The 16,822-nt window shown below is 66.4% G+C and carries 14 protein-coding genes; 6 read left to right on the plus strand and 8 right to left on the minus strand.

What is annotated here, in order from left to right:
• The first annotated feature begins 455 nt into the window (after positions 1-455).
• From Q0030_RS29410 to Q0030_RS29420, 3 genes are all read left to right on the plus strand, one after another.
• The gene (locus Q0030_RS29410) at positions 456-1,496 is read left to right on the plus strand and encodes an aldo/keto reductase (protein WP_298375146.1); all 1,041 of its coding nucleotides are present in this window, start codon (positions 456-458) and stop codon (positions 1,494-1,496) included.
• A complete protein-coding gene (locus Q0030_RS29415) occupies positions 1,493-2,347 on the plus strand; it encodes an amidohydrolase family protein (RefSeq protein WP_298375148.1) in 855 nt (284 codons plus the stop codon). The genes Q0030_RS29410 and Q0030_RS29415 overlap by 4 nt, the downstream gene beginning before the upstream one ends.
• Before the next feature lie 119 nt (positions 2,348-2,466).
• Complete coding sequence (locus Q0030_RS29420) at positions 2,467-4,806, plus strand: Tex family protein (protein WP_298375150.1); 2,340 nt, start codon at positions 2,467-2,469, stop codon at positions 4,804-4,806.
• Positions 4,807-4,956: 150 nt separating this feature from the next.
• Here Q0030_RS29420 and Q0030_RS29425 read toward each other — a convergent pair whose 3' ends face one another.
• On the minus strand, positions 4,957-6,420 hold the full coding sequence (locus Q0030_RS29425; protein WP_298375152.1) for a catalase: 1,464 nt from the start codon (positions 6,418-6,420) through the stop codon (positions 4,957-4,959).
• Positions 6,421-6,853: 433 nt separating this feature from the next.
• Here Q0030_RS29425 and Q0030_RS29430 point away from each other — a divergent pair, with 433 nt between their 5' ends.
• The 3 genes from Q0030_RS29430 (at position 6,854) to Q0030_RS29440 (ending at position 9,574) form a co-directional block, all read left to right on the plus strand.
• Positions 6,854-7,375: a hypothetical protein gene (locus tag Q0030_RS29430; RefSeq protein ID WP_298375155.1), complete on the plus strand. Its 522-nt coding sequence runs from the start codon at positions 6,854-6,856 to the stop codon at positions 7,373-7,375.
• Positions 7,376-7,521: 146 nt separating this feature from the next.
• On the plus strand, positions 7,522-8,214 hold the full coding sequence (locus Q0030_RS29435; RefSeq protein ID WP_298375158.1) for a response regulator transcription factor: 693 nt from the start codon (positions 7,522-7,524) through the stop codon (positions 8,212-8,214).
• Complete coding sequence (locus Q0030_RS29440; RefSeq protein ID WP_298375159.1) at positions 8,201-9,574, plus strand: HAMP domain-containing sensor histidine kinase; 1,374 nt, start codon at positions 8,201-8,203, stop codon at positions 9,572-9,574. The genes Q0030_RS29435 and Q0030_RS29440 overlap by 14 nt, the downstream gene beginning before the upstream one ends.
• 204 nt (positions 9,575-9,778) lie before the next feature.
• Here the strand turns inward: Q0030_RS29440 and Q0030_RS29445 are convergent, their stop codons facing one another.
• The 7 genes from Q0030_RS29445 to Q0030_RS29475 are packed head-to-tail and all read right to left on the minus strand — an operon-like array spanning position 9,779 to position 16,820.
• Positions 9,779-10,405, minus strand: a complete 627-nt coding sequence (locus Q0030_RS29445) for an NAD(P)H-dependent oxidoreductase (RefSeq protein ID WP_298375162.1) — start codon at positions 10,403-10,405, stop codon at positions 9,779-9,781.
• 9 nt (positions 10,406-10,414) lie between these two features.
• Complete coding sequence (locus Q0030_RS29450; RefSeq protein WP_298375165.1) at positions 10,415-11,986, minus strand: isochorismatase family protein; 1,572 nt, start codon at positions 11,984-11,986, stop codon at positions 10,415-10,417.
• An 18-nt stretch (positions 11,987-12,004) separates the two neighbouring features.
• Positions 12,005-12,853: an MBL fold metallo-hydrolase gene (locus Q0030_RS29455; protein ID WP_298375168.1), complete on the minus strand. Its 849-nt coding sequence runs from the start codon at positions 12,851-12,853 to the stop codon at positions 12,005-12,007.
• 51 nt (positions 12,854-12,904) lie between these two features.
• A complete protein-coding gene (locus Q0030_RS29460; RefSeq protein ID WP_298375170.1) occupies positions 12,905-13,795 on the minus strand; it encodes an amidohydrolase family protein in 891 nt (296 codons plus the stop codon).
• Positions 13,792-14,910 carry a VWA domain-containing protein gene (locus Q0030_RS29465; RefSeq protein ID WP_298375173.1) on the minus strand — a complete coding sequence of 373 codons (1,119 nt, stop codon included), beginning with the start codon at positions 14,908-14,910 and terminating at the stop codon, positions 13,792-13,794. Before Q0030_RS29465 ends, Q0030_RS29460 begins: the two co-directional genes overlap by 4 nt.
• Positions 14,907-15,788 carry a MoxR family ATPase gene (locus tag Q0030_RS29470; RefSeq protein ID WP_298375176.1) on the minus strand — a complete coding sequence of 294 codons (882 nt, stop codon included), beginning with the start codon at positions 15,786-15,788 and terminating at the stop codon, positions 14,907-14,909. The genes Q0030_RS29465 and Q0030_RS29470 overlap by 4 nt, the downstream gene beginning before the upstream one ends.
• 9 nt (positions 15,789-15,797) lie before the next feature.
• A complete protein-coding gene (locus tag Q0030_RS29475; RefSeq protein ID WP_173641092.1) occupies positions 15,798-16,820 on the minus strand; it encodes a molybdopterin cofactor-binding domain-containing protein in 1,023 nt (340 codons plus the stop codon).
• Positions 16,821-16,822: the final 2 nt, after the last annotated feature.

Genomic DNA, 16,822 nt, shown 5'->3' on the forward strand with positions numbered 1-16,822 from the left:
GCGGATTCTTCCCTGAACGTGTGGGTGATATCTCCGCAGCTGTCGTTCGAGCAGCGCAGAGCGTGTGGCCACTCGACGAGAGGCCAGCAGAAGCGGCAAGGTCATGATATGGTTCCGCGAGCGCGGAGCCGTAAGGCCCGCGGCAGACTGGATTGCGTGTGGGCGTTGCGATTTCACCCGGGATTCGATCCCGGGACCCGCGTCAATTATCGCGCGGCGAACCCGGGAAGCGTGCAGACCTGAACAACGTCGCCTCCTGCATTGGAATTGCGGAGCGCTCCCATAGCCCATTTCCAACCGATAGGCAACGTGAAGTTGTCGATCGCATTTTAACGATGCGTCGTGTGTGCGATGAGCCTCACCGCGCAGTTGGTGACCAAGGTCCCTTCACGATCCCGGTCAACGACGATAGTCTCGTGGGAGGGGCTAACAAGAAACGTAGGTGGGAGACTCCAATGACCCAACAACAACCCTCCGGTCGCGCGGCACTGCCGCGCCGCAGGCTTGGCCGCACCGGGCTCGATGTCTCCATTCTCGGCTTCGGCACTGCGCCGCTCGGCGACCTCTTTGCGCGGCTCGACGACGCCACCGCGATCGCAGCAGCGGAGCGGGCGTTTGCATTGGGCGTGAATCTGCTCGATTCCTCACCGCTCTATGGACATGGTCTCGCCGAGCATCGCTGCGGCACCGCGCTGCGCCGCGTGGCGCGCGACGACATCGTCGTCTGCACCAAGGTCGGGCGGTGGATGGACGCGTTCCACGGCCGCGGCGACGGCTCGAACTTCGTCGGCGGCGCGCCGCATCGCGCGGTGGTCGATTATTCCTATGACGGCACCATGCGCTCCGTCGAGCAGTCGCTGCTGCGGCTCGGCACCGATCGCATCGACCTGCTCCTGATCCACGACGTCGACGTCTGGACCCATGGTGCCGATGCGATCGAAGCCAGGTTCCGCGAGGCGATGGAGGGCGCCTATGTCGCGCTCGACAAATTGCGCGCCGAGCGTGTGGTCAAGGGGATCGGGATCGGTGTCAACGAGGCCGAGATGTGCGTGCGCTTCGCCAAGGCCGGCACGTTCGACACCATGCTGCTCGCCGGCCGCTACTCGCTGCTGGAGCAGCCGGCGCTTGCCGAATTCCTGCCGCTCGCGCAAGCCCAGGGCATCGGTGTGATGCTCGGCGGCGTGTTCAACTCCGGCATCCTGGCGACCGGCGCAGTTGCCGGCGCCAAGTACAATTACAAGGACGCGCCGCCCGACGTGATGCAGAAGGTGGCGGCAATCGAGCGCGTCTGCCGCGCGCACGGCGTGGCGCTCGCGACCGCCGCGCTGCATTTCGCGCTGGGCCATCCGGCGGTCGCGAGCGTCGTGCTCGGCGCGCAGACGCCGCAGGAGGTCGAGCGCAACGCCGCCGCATTGTCGTCGCCCGTCCCCGCCGCGCTCTGGCGCGACCTGAAAGCCGAGGGGCTGCTCGACCAGCACGCGCCGGTGCCGGCATGACGCGGATCGATGCCCATCACCATGTGTGGCGACTTTCGCGCGCCGATTACGGCTGGCTGACGCCTGAACGCGGGCCGATCTACCGCGACTTCGGCTTGGCCGACCTGATGCCGCACCTCGCCGCGGCCGCCATCGACGGCACGATCCTGGTGCAGGCGGCGCCGACCGAGGCGGAGACGGCGTTCATGCTCGACGTCGCCAAAGGCGCGGAGCTGGTACGCGGCGTGGTCGGCTGGATCGACCTCGATGCCGACGACGCCGCGGCGCGGATCGATGCGATCGCCGGGCGCGAGCTGCTGGTCGGCCTGCGGCCGATGGTGCAGGACATCGCCGACGACGACTGGCTGCTGCGGCCGGAACTGGCCGCGCCGCTCGAGGCCATGGCGCAGTACGGCCTCGTGTTCGACGCGCTGGTATTGCCGCGCCATTTGCCGCGGCTCGTTCAGGTGGTCGATGGCCATCCGGACCTGCAATTCGTGCTCGACCATTTCGGCAAGCCGCAACTCGCAACCGGCGACATCGCGGCCTGGAAGGACGACATCGCGAGCCTTGCCGCACGGTCCAACGTCGTCTGCAAGCTGTCGGGCCTGGCGACGGAGGCCGCGCCGAACTGGCAGGTCGCCGATTTGCGCGAGGCCGTGGATCATGCACTGACATGCTTCGGCCCGCAGCGCATGCTGTGGGGCAGCGATTGGCCCGTCGTCAACCTCGCCGGCGGCTATGCACATTGGTTCGCAGCCGCAGAGAGCCTGCTTGCTGATTTGTCAAGTGAGGCAAGAGCTGCGATTTTCGGCGGCAATGCGGCGCGGGTCTATTTGTCAAGCCGCGGACGGCCAACATCCCGGAAATAGCGCGTGCGGCGCGCCAAATTTGATCCACAGCGCGCCTTGATGAATCATTCCGGGATGGTCCATAAGCGGCGTCCGCGCCATCGGTGATTTGGCGGCGCAACGGGGTGAGAGAGACAGGCGTGGCAAAGATCCATCATCAGATTGCGCAGGAGCTGGGAGTTCGCGACGAGCAGGTCGAGGCGGCGGTGACGCTGCTCGACGGCGGCGCCACGGTGCCGTTCATTGCGCGATACCGCAAGGAGCTCACCGGCGCGCTCGATGACGCCCAGCTGCGCACGCTGGAAGAGCGGCTGACATACTTGCGGGAGCTCGAGGAGCGCCGCACCGCGGTGCTCAACTCGATCCGCGAGCAGGGCAAGCTCGATGCCGCGCTCGAGGCCCAGATCATAGCTGCCGACAGCAAAGGCCGCCTGGAAGACATCTATCTGCCGTACAAGCCGAAGCGCCGCACCAAGGCCGAGATCGCCAAGGAGGCCGGGCTCGAGCCGCTTGCCGATCAGCTGTTGACGCAACCGCAGAACGATCCGAACGAGGCCGCGGCTCCCTTCGTCAATGCCGAGAAGCAGGTCGCCGACGTCGCCGCCGCGCTGGACGGCGCGCGCGCGATCCTGGTCGAGCGCTTCGCCGAGGATGCCGACCTGATCGGCGCGCTGCGCGAGGAGATGTGGTCGAACGGCATCATGGCCTCGACCGTCCGTACCGGCAAGAAGACCGAGGGCGAGAAGTTCAAGGACTATTTCGATTTCTCCGAGCCGCTGCCGAAGCTGCCGTCGCACCGCATCCTGGCGCTGTTCCGCGGCGAGAAGGAGGAGATCCTCGACCTCGCGATCAAGCCGGAAGCCGAGGCGCCGGCGGTCGGCGTGCCCGGCCTCTACGAGCTCAGGATCATGAACCGCTTTGCGATCTCGAGCCAGGGCCGCAAGGGCGACAAGTGGCTGACCGAGACGGTGCGCTGGGCCTGGCGCACCAAGATCCAGATCCATCTCAACATCGACCTGCGGATGCGGCTATGGACCGCGGCAGAGACCGAAGCGGTGCGCGTGTTCGCCTCGAATCTGCGCGACCTGCTGTTGGCGGCGCCAGCCGGTCCGCGCGCCACCATGGGGCTCGATCCCGGCTATCGCACCGGCGTCAAGGTCGCGGTGATCGATGCCACCGGCAAGGTGGTGGCGCACACGGCAATCTTTCCGCACGAGCCGCAACGGCGCTGGGACGAGGCGCTGGCCATCCTCGGCAAGCTCGCGATCGAGCATGGCGTCGAGCTGATCGCGATCGGCAACGGCACGGCCTCGCGCGAGACCGACAAGCTCGCTGCCGAGCTCGTGAAGCGGCTACCCGAGCGCAAGATGACCAAGATCGTGGTCTCCGAAGCCGGCGCATCGGTCTACTCGGCCTCCGCCTTCGCCTCGAGCGAACTGCCCGACCTCGACGTTACCATTCGCGGCGCAGTCTCGATCGCGCGGCGCCTGCAGGATCCGCTGGCCGAGCTGGTCAAGATCGAACCGAAGGCGATCGGCGTCGGCCAGTACCAGCATGATCTCGGCGAGGCCAAGCTCGCGCGCTCGCTCGATGCCGTGGTGGAAGACTGCGTGAACGCGGTCGGCGTCGATGCTAATACCGCCTCGGTGCCGCTGCTCTCGCGGGTGTCCGGCATCGGGCAGGGGCTGGCGCAGAGCATCGTGCAGCATCGCGACGCCAACGGCCCGTTCAAGTCGCGCAAGGCGCTCAAGGAGGTGCCGCGGCTCGGGCCGAAGGCGTTCGAGCAGTGCGCCGGCTTCCTGCGCATCAGCAATGGCGAGGATCCGCTCGATTCATCCGGCGTGCATCCGGAGGCCTATCCGGTGGTGCGTCGTATCCTCGAAGCGACCAAGAGCGACATCAAGGCGCTGATCGGCAATGCCGACGTGGTGCGCGGGCTCAGGCCGCAATCCTTCGTCGACGATACGTTCGGTCTGCCGACCGTCACCGACATTCTGCGCGAACTGGAGAAGCCCGGCCGTGATCCGCGTCCGGCGTTCAAGGCGGCGGTGTTCAAGGACGGCGTCGAGGAGGTCAAGGACCTCAAGCAGGGCATGATCCTCGAGGGCACCGTGACGAACGTCGCCGCCTTCGGCGCCTTCGTCGATATCGGCGTGCACCAGGATGGCCTGGTACACATCTCGGCGATGTCCAGGAATTTCATCAAGGATCCGCGCGAGGTGGTGAAGCCGGGCGACATCGTCAAGGTCAAGGTGCTGGACGTCGAGGTCGCGCGCAAGCGGATCGCGCTGACCTTGCGGCTCGACGACGAGGTCGGGCCGAAGAAGGACAATGCCGGACCGTCGCGCGATTTCTCGCGCGGCTCCGCCAAGATGACGTCGTCGGCTCCGCGCAAGCCGCAGGAGCAGTCCGGCGGCGGCGCGCTCGCCGAGGCGCTACGCCGGGCGGCCGAGAAGAGCGGGCGCGGCAAGCCGACCTAGGTCCGCGGTGCCGGCGCAATTCCGTTCCCGTCATGCTGAGAAGGCCGCGGAGCGGCCGTCTCGAAGCACGACGGGCCCGAGTGCGGCCGTTCATCCTTCGAGGCGCGCTCCGCGCGCACCTCACGATGACGGGACCAAAGGCGGCGCGCGTTACAACTTACCCGCGGCAAACCGCGTGAGCGCCTCCGCCACACCCTTGCCGTAGGCCGGATCGGCCTTGCTGCAATTCGCAACATGCCGTTCCTGGATGTGCTTCGACGCCTGGCCGACCTGGCGGGCGGTGTTGTCGAACAGCGCCTGCCTTTGGTCAGCATTCATCTTGCGGAACAGGTCGCCCGGCTGCTGCCAGTGGTCGTCATCCACGCGATGATCCCAGTGCGCAGCCGCGCCTGAAATTTCGAGCGGCGCCTCGTTCAGCTGCGGCTGGTCGGTCCACTCGCCATGGCTGTTCGGCCAATAGGTCAGCGTGGCGCCCAGATTGCCGTCGGTGCGCATCGCGCCGTCGCGGTGGTAGCTGTGGAACGGGCATTTCGGCGCGTTGACCGGGATCTGGTGGTGGTTGACGCCGAGCCGGTAGCGTTGCGCGTCGCCATAGGAGAACAGGCGGGCCTGCAGCATCTTGTCCGGCGAATAGCCGATGCCGGGCACGACATTGGCGGGCGCGAACGCCGCCTGCTCGACCTCGGCAAAGAAGTTCTCCGGGTTACGGTTGAGCTCGAAGTGCCCGACCTCGATCAAGGGATAGTCCGCCTTCGGCCACACCTTGGTCAGATCGAACGGGTTGAACGGGAAGGCCTTGGCCTGCGCATCCGTCATCACCTGGATGAACAGCGTCCAGCGCGGGAAGTCGCCGCGCTCGATGCTGTTGAACAGGTCGCGCTGGTGGCTCTCGCGGTCCTTGCCGACCAGCGCCTCGGCCTCGGCGTCGGTTAAGTTCTGGACACCCTGCTCGGTGCGGAAATGGAATTTAACCCAGACGCGCTCGTTGTTGGCGTTGATCATGCTGTAGGTGTGGCTGCCGAAGCCGTGCTGGTGACGGAAGCTCCTCGGGATGCCGCGCTCGCTCATGACGATGGTGACCTGGTGCAGCGCTTCCGGCAGCAGCGTCCAGAAATCCCAATTCATGTCGGGGTCGCGCACCCCCGTGCGCGGGTGCCGCTTGATCGCGTGGTTGAGGTCGATGAAGCGCAGGGGATCGCGGAAGAAGAACACCGGCGTGTTGTTGCCCACCACGTCCCAATTGCCTTCGTCGGTGTAGAATTTCAGCGCGAAGCCGCGGATGTCGCGCTCGGCGTCCGCCGCGCCGCGCTCGCCGGCAACGGTCGAGAACCGCGCGAACATCGGCGTCTGCTTGCCGATCTGCGAGAAGATGCTGGCCTTGGTGTAGCGCGTGATGTCGTGGGTGACGGTGAAGGTGCCGTGCGCGCCGGCGCCCTTGGCGTGCATCCGACGTTCCGGGATCACTTCGCGGTGAAAGTGCGCCAGCTTCTCGATCAGCCAGACATCCTGCATGAGCGCCGGCCCGCGCGGGCCCGCCGTCATGATGTTCACATTATCGGCAACGGGGGCGCCGGAGGCGTGGGTCAGAAATGGTCTTTTGGTCTCGTCGTTCATCGAAAGCTCCTTGCTGGAAGTCAGCACTCGTCGTTCCGGCCCTGAGGCAAGCCGGGTGAAAGACGATTGCATCGCGGATGGGTTACGGCCGGCGCGACGGGGGGACCCGGTGATCGACAAATTGTGAACCGCGTCTACGATCCTGCCGCGACGACGTCGTTTCTTGGATGAGCGCAGGATTAAGAAACCCGGCGGATCGATTCAACGCGCGCTACCCGCTGATTCCAGCCAAATGTCCGTCGATCTCGGCCAACGCAGTCGCGGCCCGTGATCCAGCCATTTGCTGCGCGAGCCGGCGCGTTCGCCAATCCTAAATCCGGCGTCAGAATCTGGCGCATTTGTCAGTTGAAGTCGGCCTCACGCTTGCGTCTTGTGGTCATGCTCTGCATGCGGCGACACGAGGTTCGCCGCGGTCCCAATCAGGGAGGATTTCATGACGAACAGGCTCTTCACGGTTCTCACGGCGGCGACGCTCGCCGTCAGCGTTGCGCTTGCACCCGTAGCCTTCGCCAGAGGTGGTGGCGGCGGTGGCGGTGGGCACGGCGGTGGCGGCTTCGGCGGCGGCCATGGCGGCGGTTTTGGTGCCGCGATGGGCGGCGGCATGCACGGTGGCGGTTTTGGCGGCGGAATGCATGGCGGTGGTTTCGGCGGCGGCATGCGCGGTGGAGGTATGGCGTTCGCCGCCATGGGCGGCGGCGGACATTTTGCCGGTGGGCATTTTGGCGGCGCGCGCTTCGCCGGTGCACCGGCGTTCGGGCCGCGATTCGCCGGCGCCGGATTCCACGGCTCGCACTTCTTCCATCATGGCGGTTTCTTCCACCACCATCACCGCTTCCATCGCTTCGCCTTCTTCGGCGGGCCCGCCATCTATGCCGGTTACTATGACGGCTGCTACCGCAGGGTATGGACGTCGTATGGGCTGCAATGGGTCAATGTGTGCGGGGACTATTGGTGATCGCCCAACGAACCGCACCGTTGTCGCGGTCGTCGCCAGGCGTTCCATCCAGCCCCGGAATGGGATAGTCTGGCGGCGACCGTTGCGGGGCGCTCGGAGAGTTTGAGAACTCGGGGAGTTCAGGACAACTCGGAGAGTTCAAGAACATGACCGGAGCTCACCGCCGCATTCTCGTCGTCGAGGACGATCCGGAGACCGCCGGTCAGCTCGTCGAGGAGCTGACCACCAGCGGCTATGAAGTGGATCTGGCTGCGAACGGCCGCGAGGCGCTGAGCCAGGGGGCGGCACGCGACTACGCCGTGATCACGATCGATCGCATGCTGCCGGACATCGACGGCATCACGGTGATGCGCCAGATGCGCGACGACGGCATCGCGGTGCCGTTCCTGATCATCAGCGCGCTCGGCGAAGTCGACGACCGCGTGCGTGGCTTGCGCGCCGGTGGCGACGACTATCTGGTCAAGCCGTTTTCCTTTGTCGAGCTGCTGGCGCGGCTGGAGGCGCTCGGACGCCGCAGCGAGACCGTTGCCAAGGAGACCATCCTGCGGGTCGGCGATCTCGCGGTCGATCTGATCGCGCGGACGGCGAGCCGCGGCGGCCGGAAAATTCCGCTGCTGCCCAAGGAGTTTCAGCTGCTCGAATATCTCGCGCGCAACGAAGGCCGCGTGGTGTCGCGCGCCATGCTGCTGCAGCACGTCTGGGACCTGCACTTCGATCCCTCGACCAACATCATCGATGTCTATGTCGGCCGGGTGCGCCGCAAGGTCGACGACCAGCAAGCCTATCCGCTGATCCACACGATCCGCGGCATCGGGTACTGCCTCCGTGCTCCTGGCTAAAACCCTCAGATCGTCGACGTTTCGCCTGGCGTTGATCGCCATCGGTACGTTCGGCCTCATCGTGTCCGTGATCTTCGCCTATGTCTACTGGTCGACGCTGTCCTATGTGCGCGACAGGTCCGACCGCGCCATCATGACCGAGCAGGCAAGCCTCGACGATGCCTATGCGCGGTCCGGCCGCGATGGCCTGACCGCGCTGATCGCGCAACGCATCGCAAACAAGGGTCTTGCCGATCAGGTTTATCTGCTGATTGGCCCCAGCTCAGTGGTGCTGGCAGGAAATCTCAAGCAATGGCCGGCGGACACCGTTGGGGATGGATGGACGGAATTCCGAACCTCGCTGCCACAGTCCGCTTCGGGAACCGCGCTCGTGCGCGCCGTGACGAAGACCCTGCCGAGCAGTGATCGGTTGCTGGTCGGCCGCGACATCAGCGATCTCGACGGCTTCATGGCGCAGATCAGGGCCGCGGGCATCGCGGTTGTCGTGCTGATCATCGGCCTTGCGGCTGCCGCCAGCATCGGGGTCACACGGCGAACAGTCGGCCGGATCGAGTCGATCAATGCGACCAGTCGCGCCATCATGCTCTCGGGCCTCGACCAGCGTATCCCGCTCCATGGCAGTCATGACGAATGGGATCGCGTCGCCGAGAACCTCAATCTGATGCTGGATCGGATCCAGACCCTGATGGGCGACGTCAAGCAGGTCAGCGAGAATATCGCGCACGACCTGCGCACGCCGCTGACCCGCATGCGCGGCCGGCTCGAGAAGGCCTATCACGCCCCGCGCAACGGGGAGGGCGATGCGGCGCTGATCGGCGACACCATCGCCGATCTCGACGCGGTGCTCGGGATGTTCGCATCGATCACGCGGATTTCAGAGATCGAGACGCGGGCCCGAAAGGGCGCGTTCCGCACCGTCAATCTGGTCGAGATCGCCGGCGAGGTGGTCGAGCTCTACGATGCCGCCGCTGAGGAGGTCACCACCGATCTGGACCTTGCAGGCGATCCGGCGGTGCTGGTCACCGGCGATCGCGACCTTCTGTTCGACGCCATCGCCAATCTCGTCGACAACGCCATCAAGCACGGCCGTCCGGGCGGACGGGTGACCGTGACCTGCGACAATGACGAGGGCGGGCCGGTGATTTCGGTCGCCGATAACGGTCCCGGCATTCCCGCCGAACAGCACGATCAGGTCTTCAAGCGCTTCTATCGGCTCGAGCAGAGCCGCTATACACCGGGCAACGGCCTCGGCCTCAGCCTGGTCGCGGCGGTCGCGAGCCTGCACGGCGCACGCATCGAATTGCGCGACAACGCGCCGGGACTGTTGTGCAGGCTCCGCTTTCCCGTCGCGGAAGCGTAGGGTTAGTGTCGCGAGAATGCGGATATGTGTCCGCCGGCCGTGCAACAAACTTGGTGTCGTCCCGGGCAAGCGAAGCGCGACCCGGGACCCATAGCCACCAATGCGAATTGCTTTGCTGCGCTGGGGCCACAGCTCACTCCTGCAATGCAACCCGGTGGTCATGGGTCCCTGCTTTCGCAGGGACGACGATGTGGCGAGAGCAGGTCAAAACCGCCCCGCCATCTCCGCGAGCCGGCGGTGCGCGGCTTCGCGGGCCGTGCGGATCGGCTCCGCAGGCCCGGTGGTCGGGCCGATCGGCACGAAGCGCACGTCGCAGATGCCGATGAAGCGCAGCGCTTCGCGCAGATAGGGCGTTGCCATGTCGATGCGGCTGCGGTTCATGCTGGTGATGAAGTCGCTGCCGCTGGCGATGATCACGACCGTCGGGCGGTCCTTGAGCAACGGCAGGTAACCTAACGCCGGATCGAAGCGGAAGGTCAGGCCGGGCTGGATGATGACGTCGAGCCACTGCTTGAGCTTGTAGGGGATGGAAAAATTCCACATTGGCGTCGAGATCAGCACGCGATCGGCCAGCGACAGCCGCAGCGCCAGGCGCTCGGCCACCGCGAAGGCATCTTGCTGAGAATTGGTGAAGCTCTTGCCGCCGATTCGGGCGTATTTGGCCTCGAGCAGATAGCCCTCGAACTCCGGCAACGGCTCGCGCCAGAGGTTCATCGCGTCGATCTCCCAATCCGGCCGCACCTCCCGGAAGCGATCGAGAAAGACGTGCGCGCCGGCCGCCGATTCCGAATCGGAGCGGGGAGAGCAGGCGAGATGCAGCAGCTTCGGCACTGCACCTCCTCAGCCAAGCGCCTTGATGACGGTGTCGGCATTGGTCACGACGGAGACGTTCTGCAGCGCGAAATTGATCGCGGCGTTGTGCCAATCGGCATTCATGGTCGAGCAGCAATCCTCCGGCACGATCATGAAATAGCCCTTGTCGGCGCCGGTGCGCGCGGTGTGCTCGACCGACATGTTGGTCCAGGCCCCGGTGTTGATGATCATGTCGCGGCCGGTGGCCTTCAGGATGGTCTCGAGCCGCGTGCCCTCCCAGGCGCTCATCCGCATCTTCTCCACCACGAAATCGCCCGGACGCGGCTCGAGCCCGGAGACCGGCGCCGCGCCCCAGCTGCCACGCACCATCGCCTTGCTGTCGACCAGCCCCTCGAACAGCGGCGCGTTCAACGTGACACCGGGCGCGCCCGGCTCGACCACGAACCAGACGTGGATGATGGCGACGCCGCGCGCCCGCGCAGCCTCGGCGACACGGCGGACATTCTCGACGACATGCTGCTGGCGCGCATGGGCCGGTGCACCGGACTCGGCGAATGCGCCGCCCTCCATGATGACGTCGTTCTGCAAGTCCTGGATGATCATTGCGCAACGTTGCGGATCGATCTGCATCTCGCCGGCGGTCAGGTTCGGCGCAGGTGTAGACGATGGGGCGCTCGCGCCGCCGCGCTTGCCGCTCATATAGGGCTCATTGCGCGGCCCGACCTTGGTCGGGATCGCATAGACCGAATGGGTCGCGGTCAGATAGAGCGTGCGGAAATCGGCACCGCCCCAGGCGAGGTTGGCGACGAGCTCGGGCAGGCGGACCTTGCCGAGTAGATTACCGTCTGGCGAATAGACCCAGACGCCGCCGGGCGCGGTGACCCAGACATTGCCGCGCTGGTCGCACTTCATGCCGTCGGGTAGGCCGGGCTCGAGCTCGGAGCGGATGCCGGAGGCGAACACGCGCGGATTACCGAGCGAGCCGTCGGCGGCGACGTCGAAGGCGCGGATCAGCGCCTGCACGGTGTCGTTGACATAGAGGATACGCTCGTCGGGCGAGAAGCATAGCCCGTTCGGCTGCTCGAACAGATAACGGTCGACCAGCAGTTTCGGGGCGCCGCCTCCGGGCGGCACGCGGTAGACGCCCTGGAAGCCGAGCTGGCGCGGCCGCTCGACGCCATAGACCGGCATCCGGCCGTACCATGGGTCGGAGAAATAGATCGCACCGGAGGAATGCACGCAGACGTCGTTCGGACTGTTGAGCTCCTGGTTCTCGTAATGCGAGGCTAGCACCTCGCGCCGCCCGTCGGGCCGCTCGCGGATCAGCGAGGAGGTCGCGTGTTCGCAGACGATCAGATTGAGGTCGGCATCATAGGTCATGCCGTTGCACTTGTTCGACGGACGCTTGACCTCGACCACGCCGCGCCGCGGGTCCCAGCGCCGGCGCACATCGCCCGGCATGTCGGAGAACAGCAGGAAGTGATCGATCGGGTGCCAGATCGGTCCTTCCGTGAAATCGAAGCCCGTTCCGACCTGGCCAACCGGTGCATACGGATCGATCAGGTCTTCGAACTCCGCGCGCAGCGTGACATGCGTCATCGCGTTCGTCCTCTGCGGTTATGCCGGGAACCAGCTGCGTTGCGGCAGGCTTTGCACGACGGGCCCGGGCACCTGGTCGTGCAGGCGGCCGACCACCATGCCGCCCTCGATCTTCGCCGGGCGATCGTGCACCGGCAGCAGATAGCGCGAGCTCGACAGCAGCTTCTTGATCGCGGCCTTCTCGGCGCGCTTGCTGGTGCCGTGGTTGCCGGTGGTGCGCGGCTCGGCGTCCTGGATCTCGTTGAAGGGTGTCACGATCTGGTCGTTGAAATCATAGATCACGTCGCCGCAGATCGTGGCGATGCCGTCGGCGGTATGGACATGGACGTTCATCGAGCCTTCGGTATGGGCGTTGGCGGCATCGCAATAGACGCCCGGCATCAGCTCGACCGGACCGGAGATCTCGAGGTCGAGGAACCGCAGCGCGCTCTTGGTGTGCAGGCGGTCGATCAGGTGCTTGATGTCGGGTGCGGGATATTGCGGGTGCATCAGGCCGGAGACGGAATATTCCAGCTCCTTGCGGTTCACTACGACAGTCGTGTTCATCGGGAACAGATCGTCCTTGCCGGCATGGTCGATGTGCAGATGGGTGTGGCAGACGAAACGGACGTCGCCCATCCGCACGCCGTGTCGGGCGAGCTGGTTCTCGATCATGTTCTCGTGGAACTGGAGGCCGCGCATGCCGAGCGTCTCCATGATCTGGTTGGATCGGTAGCCGGTATCGACCAGCACGGGGTAGGGGCCGCCGAGGATCAGAAAGCCGAGCGTCAGCACGCGGCGGGTGCGGCCGCAATTGTGCCCGAGCACGAGAAAGCTCGATTCCAGCTCGATATCGCCATAGTCCAGAATCTTGATCTCCAACGGCATCGCTCGCCCTCCCAATTCATGTTCGTTGTTGTGTTCGTGTCGGCGGCGCCCCTATGGCCCCAGCCGATAGACCCGCGCCGCCGTCGAGCTGAAGACCGCCTCGCGCTGCTCGCGGCTGAGCCGCTCGGCGGCCGCCTTGAAGGCGTCGATGAGATCGCGGTAGCTGGTCCACAGCTTCTCGATCGGAAAGTTCGAGCCGAACAGGCAGCGGTCCGCGCCGAAGATCGCGACCGTGTCGATCACGACGCCGGCGATATGCGCGGCATCGTTGCGGTGGATGAAGGTGCCGAGCCCGGACAGCTTGGACACGACGTTGGGGCACTGCGCGAGCTGCGCCATGCCGGCGCGCCAGGCAGCCCGGCCCTGCGGTGACAGATCCTCCGGCATCCCGGCATGTTGCAGGATGAACGTCACGCCGGGGCAGGCTGCGGCGAGGCCAGCGGCATCGGCCATCTGCGGCGCGAACACCTGCAGGTCAAAACTCCAGCCATAGTCGGCGAGGTGGCCGACATTGCGCCGGATCACGGGATCGGTGCAAAGGTCCGGACGGGCCGCGAAGCGATAGAGCGGGTTTTCGTGCCAGTGCAACTGCATGCGCACGCCGCGTATCAGCGGATAACGTTTCAACCGATCGAGCTGCGGGCGAACGTCGTCGACGGAGAAATCGGCATAGGCGACGAGCGCGTGCGGCCAGCCGTGCTGATCGGCGGTCTGCTGTACCCAGGCCGCCTCGTCCTCGAACTGGCCGTTCGGCCAGTTGGTCTGGACATAGACCGAGCGGGTGACGCCGGTGCCCTTGAGGTCGTCGAGATACTCCTGGATCGGATAATCCCGGCGGATCGGCTCGTAGGGGCCGAAGATGCGCGGCTGCATCGGGCCGGACAGCCAGGCGAGATCGGCCTGACGCCAGATGTGATGATGTCCGTCGACAATGCCGGTCACGCAGCTCTCCTTGTTGCAAGCGACAGCAGGTGCGCAACGACCGCCGCGCTCGATCCGCCGTCCACGAGATCATCGACAAAGCGCTGGATCGCGATCAGCGCCTCGGTTTGCGGCTTGAAGCCGGGCGAGGTTGCGAGCGGCGTCAGCCAGCTCACGCGCCAGGCCCGGCGCGACAGCTTTGCAACTGCATCGCGGAGCGCCGCCGGATCGCCGCGCTCGAGGCCGTCAGAGACGATCACGACCGCGGCGCCGCGGGCATATCCGCCGAACCGGGGCACGGCGAGGAAGGCCTGCAGCGCATCGCCGATGCGGGTGCCGCCGTCCCAATCGCTGACCAGGAAGGAAGCCGCGTTCAGCGCCTGCTCGCGGCGCTTCAGCCGCAGCGCTGACGTGACGCGGGTCAGCCTTGTGCCGAAGGTGAAGACCTCGACGTTGCCGGCCGCCTGCACTAGCACGTGCGCGAGCCGCATGTTCTCCTCGGTGCGCGCCTTCATCGAGCCGGAGACGTCGATCAGGAACAAGATTTTCCGCGGGCGCTGGCGGCGGCGCATCCGGCCGAGCCGCAGCACCTCGCCGTCATTGCGCACGCTGTCACGTAGCGTGCGGCGCAGATCGGCGAATGGGCCGCTCCTCGCGCGCCGTCGCCGGTGGCCGCGCCGCCGCGGCAGCCGTTTTGCCGCCTCGCGTGACAGCCGGCGCAGCGGATCGCTGGTTGCAGTCTGGGCAAAGCGGCGCTCGACCAGTGCTTCGGCGCGTGCCGCGGCGAGGCCGGATTCATTAGCCTCGTCGGCGAGCGGCGGCTCGTCCTCGCCGCGGCCTTCCTCCTGCAGGCGGACGGTCTCCTCGTCCTCGCCCTCGGCCTGCTCGATCGCCTCAGCGCCGCGGAAATGGATGTCGAACAGCCGGTCATACGTCGCGCGGCGCTCCGGCGGCGGCGCCAGCGTGGCAAGCCCGGCCCGGCGGATGTGCTCGAGACTCCTGGGCCCGAGAAGCTCGATCGCGGCGAGGAAGCTCGTCGTTTGCTCCGGCGCGACCAGGAAGCCGTTGGCGCGCAGCAGCGCGACAAAGGAGACGAAGATCTGCGCGGCGCGCGGCAGCTTGAGATCGTCGCTCACGCGGCTGCCTCCGCGATGATCGCATCGAGCCGGGGTGAAATGAAGTGCAGGTCCTCCTCGTCCTTCAGCGCGACGCCGATCGAGCGCTTGAAGGCATCAGGCCAGCGTGCGCCGCCCTTGTTGAGCAGGGTCGCGGCCTCCGCCCAGTCGACCGCTTCGGCAATGCCCGGCGCCTTGCTCAGCGGCTCGCGGCGCAGCCGGCCCACGGCCGCGACCACGGCGCGGGCAGTGGCCTCGGCAACGCTGGAGGCCCGCATCATCACGATGCGCGCCTCACGCTCGGCATTCGGATAGTCGATCCAGTGATAGACGCAGCGCCGCCGCAGTGCCTCGTGCAGGTCGCGCGTCCGGTTCGAGGTCAGCACCACCACGGGATGCTCGGTGGCGCGCAGGGTGCCGCGCTCCGGGATCGAGATCTGGAAGTCGGAGAGGAACTCGAGCAGGAAGGCCTCGAACTCCTGGTCGGCGCGATCGATTTCGTCGATCAGAAGAACGGTCGCATCCGGCGCGCGCAACGCGGCCAGCATCGGGCGCTCGATCAGGAACGACTCGCCGTAGATGTCGATGCTCTCTTCGCCGGCCTGCCGGATCGCAAGCATCTGGCGCGGATAGTTCCATTCGTAGAGCGCCGCGGCGGCGTCGATGCCCTCGTAGCATTGCAGGCGGATCAGCCTGCGGCCAAGCACGGCGGCGATCGCTTTTGCGGCTTCGGTCTTGCCTACCCCCGGCGCGCCCTCCAGCAGCAGCGGCTTGCCGAGCGCGAGCGAGAGATAGGAGGCGGTCGCAATGCCGTCATCGGCAAGGTAATAGGCCGCGCGCAGCGCCTTCTCCAGCGCCTCGGGGCTGTCGATGCCGACGATGTTGCTGCGGACCGGCATGGAGCGATCTCAGCGCCGCGGCTGTGGCCGCGCGCCGCCCTGCGCCCGGATCGCGCGGAGCACCTTCTCCGGCGTGATCGGCAGGTCGTCGATCCGGACGCCGACGGCATTGAAGATCGCGTTGGCAACGGCGGGCAGCACCGGATTGGCGCACATCTCGCCGGGTCCCTTGGCGCCGAACGGGCCGTCGGGTGCCGGGCGTTCCAGCACCGCAATGTCGTGCGGGCAAATGTCGCCCGGCCCCGGCATCAGGTATTCGACGAAATCGCGCGGGCCATGCACCGGCTCCGGATAATAGGGCTCCGGCGTTTCGTAGAGCGCATGGCTGACGCCCATCCAGGCGCCGCCGACCAGCTGCTGCTCGACCAGCCGCGGATTGAGCGCGCGGCCGAGCTCATAGGCGGAATCCATCCGGATCATGTCGACCTCGCCGGTCTCGTCGTCGACTTCGACCTCGGCGACGAGGCAGGCATGCGCATAGCAGGTCGCCGGCGACATCTCGCCGGTTTCCGGGTCGACGTCGGAGAGCGGCACCAGGAAGATGCCGCGGCCGGAGATCGTCTTGCCCTGCTTGAACTGCGCGGCGATCGCGACGTCCTTGGTCGAAATCGAGCGGTGCGGCGCGCCCTTGACGTGGATATTGCCGCGGCCGTCGGTCTCGAGATCGGCGGCATTCACCTCGAGCTCTTCGGCAGCCGCCTCCATCATCACGCCGCGGGCCTCCCGTGCCGCAGCCATCACGGCGTTGCCGACGCGATGGGTGCCGCGCGAGGCGAACGAGCCCATGCAGTGCGGGCCGGTGTCGGAATCCGCGGTGTCGACATAGACGTCCTCGACCGGCACGCCGAGCGTCTCGGCACAGATCTGCCGCGTCACCGACTTCATGCCCTGGCCGAGATCGATCGAGGACAGTGCGACGGTGAACTTGCCGCTGGGGTTGGAATGCACCAGCGCCTGGCTCGGATCGCCGCCGAGATTCATGCCGATGGGGTAATTGACCGACGCGATGCCGCGTCCGCGATGCCGGGTCATGG

The sequence above is a fragment of the uncultured Bradyrhizobium sp. genome (genome assembly GCF_947648125.1).
In the GTDB taxonomy this organism is placed as follows: Bacteria; Pseudomonadota; Alphaproteobacteria; order Rhizobiales; family Xanthobacteraceae; genus Bradyrhizobium.

Excerpts from the sequence above, each read along its gene's own strand:
- Q0030_RS29470 (WP_298375176.1), bottom strand. The coding sequence starts at position 15,788 with ATGCCGGTCCGCAGCAACATCGTCGGCATCGACAGCCCCGAGGCGCTG.
- Q0030_RS29425 (WP_298375152.1), bottom strand. The coding sequence starts at position 6,420 with ATGAACGACGAGACCAAAAGACCATTTCTGACCCACGCCTCCGGCGCC.
- Q0030_RS29415 (WP_298375148.1), top strand. The coding sequence starts at position 1,493 with ATGACGCGGATCGATGCCCATCACCATGTGTGGCGACTTTCGCGCGCC.
- Q0030_RS29435 (WP_298375158.1), top strand. The coding sequence starts at position 7,522 with ATGACCGGAGCTCACCGCCGCATTCTCGTCGTCGAGGACGATCCGGAG.
- Q0030_RS29475 (WP_173641092.1), bottom strand. The coding sequence starts at position 16,820 with ATGACCCGGCATCGCGGACGCGGCATCGCGTCGGTCAATTACCCCATC.
- Q0030_RS29450 (WP_298375165.1), bottom strand. The coding sequence starts at position 11,986 with ATGACGCATGTCACGCTGCGCGCGGAGTTCGAAGACCTGATCGATCCG.
- Q0030_RS29455 (WP_298375168.1), bottom strand. The coding sequence starts at position 12,853 with ATGCCGTTGGAGATCAAGATTCTGGACTATGGCGATATCGAGCTGGAA.
- Q0030_RS29410 (WP_298375146.1), top strand. The coding sequence starts at position 456 with ATGACCCAACAACAACCCTCCGGTCGCGCGGCACTGCCGCGCCGCAGG.
- Q0030_RS29430 (WP_298375155.1), top strand. The coding sequence starts at position 6,854 with ATGACGAACAGGCTCTTCACGGTTCTCACGGCGGCGACGCTCGCCGTC.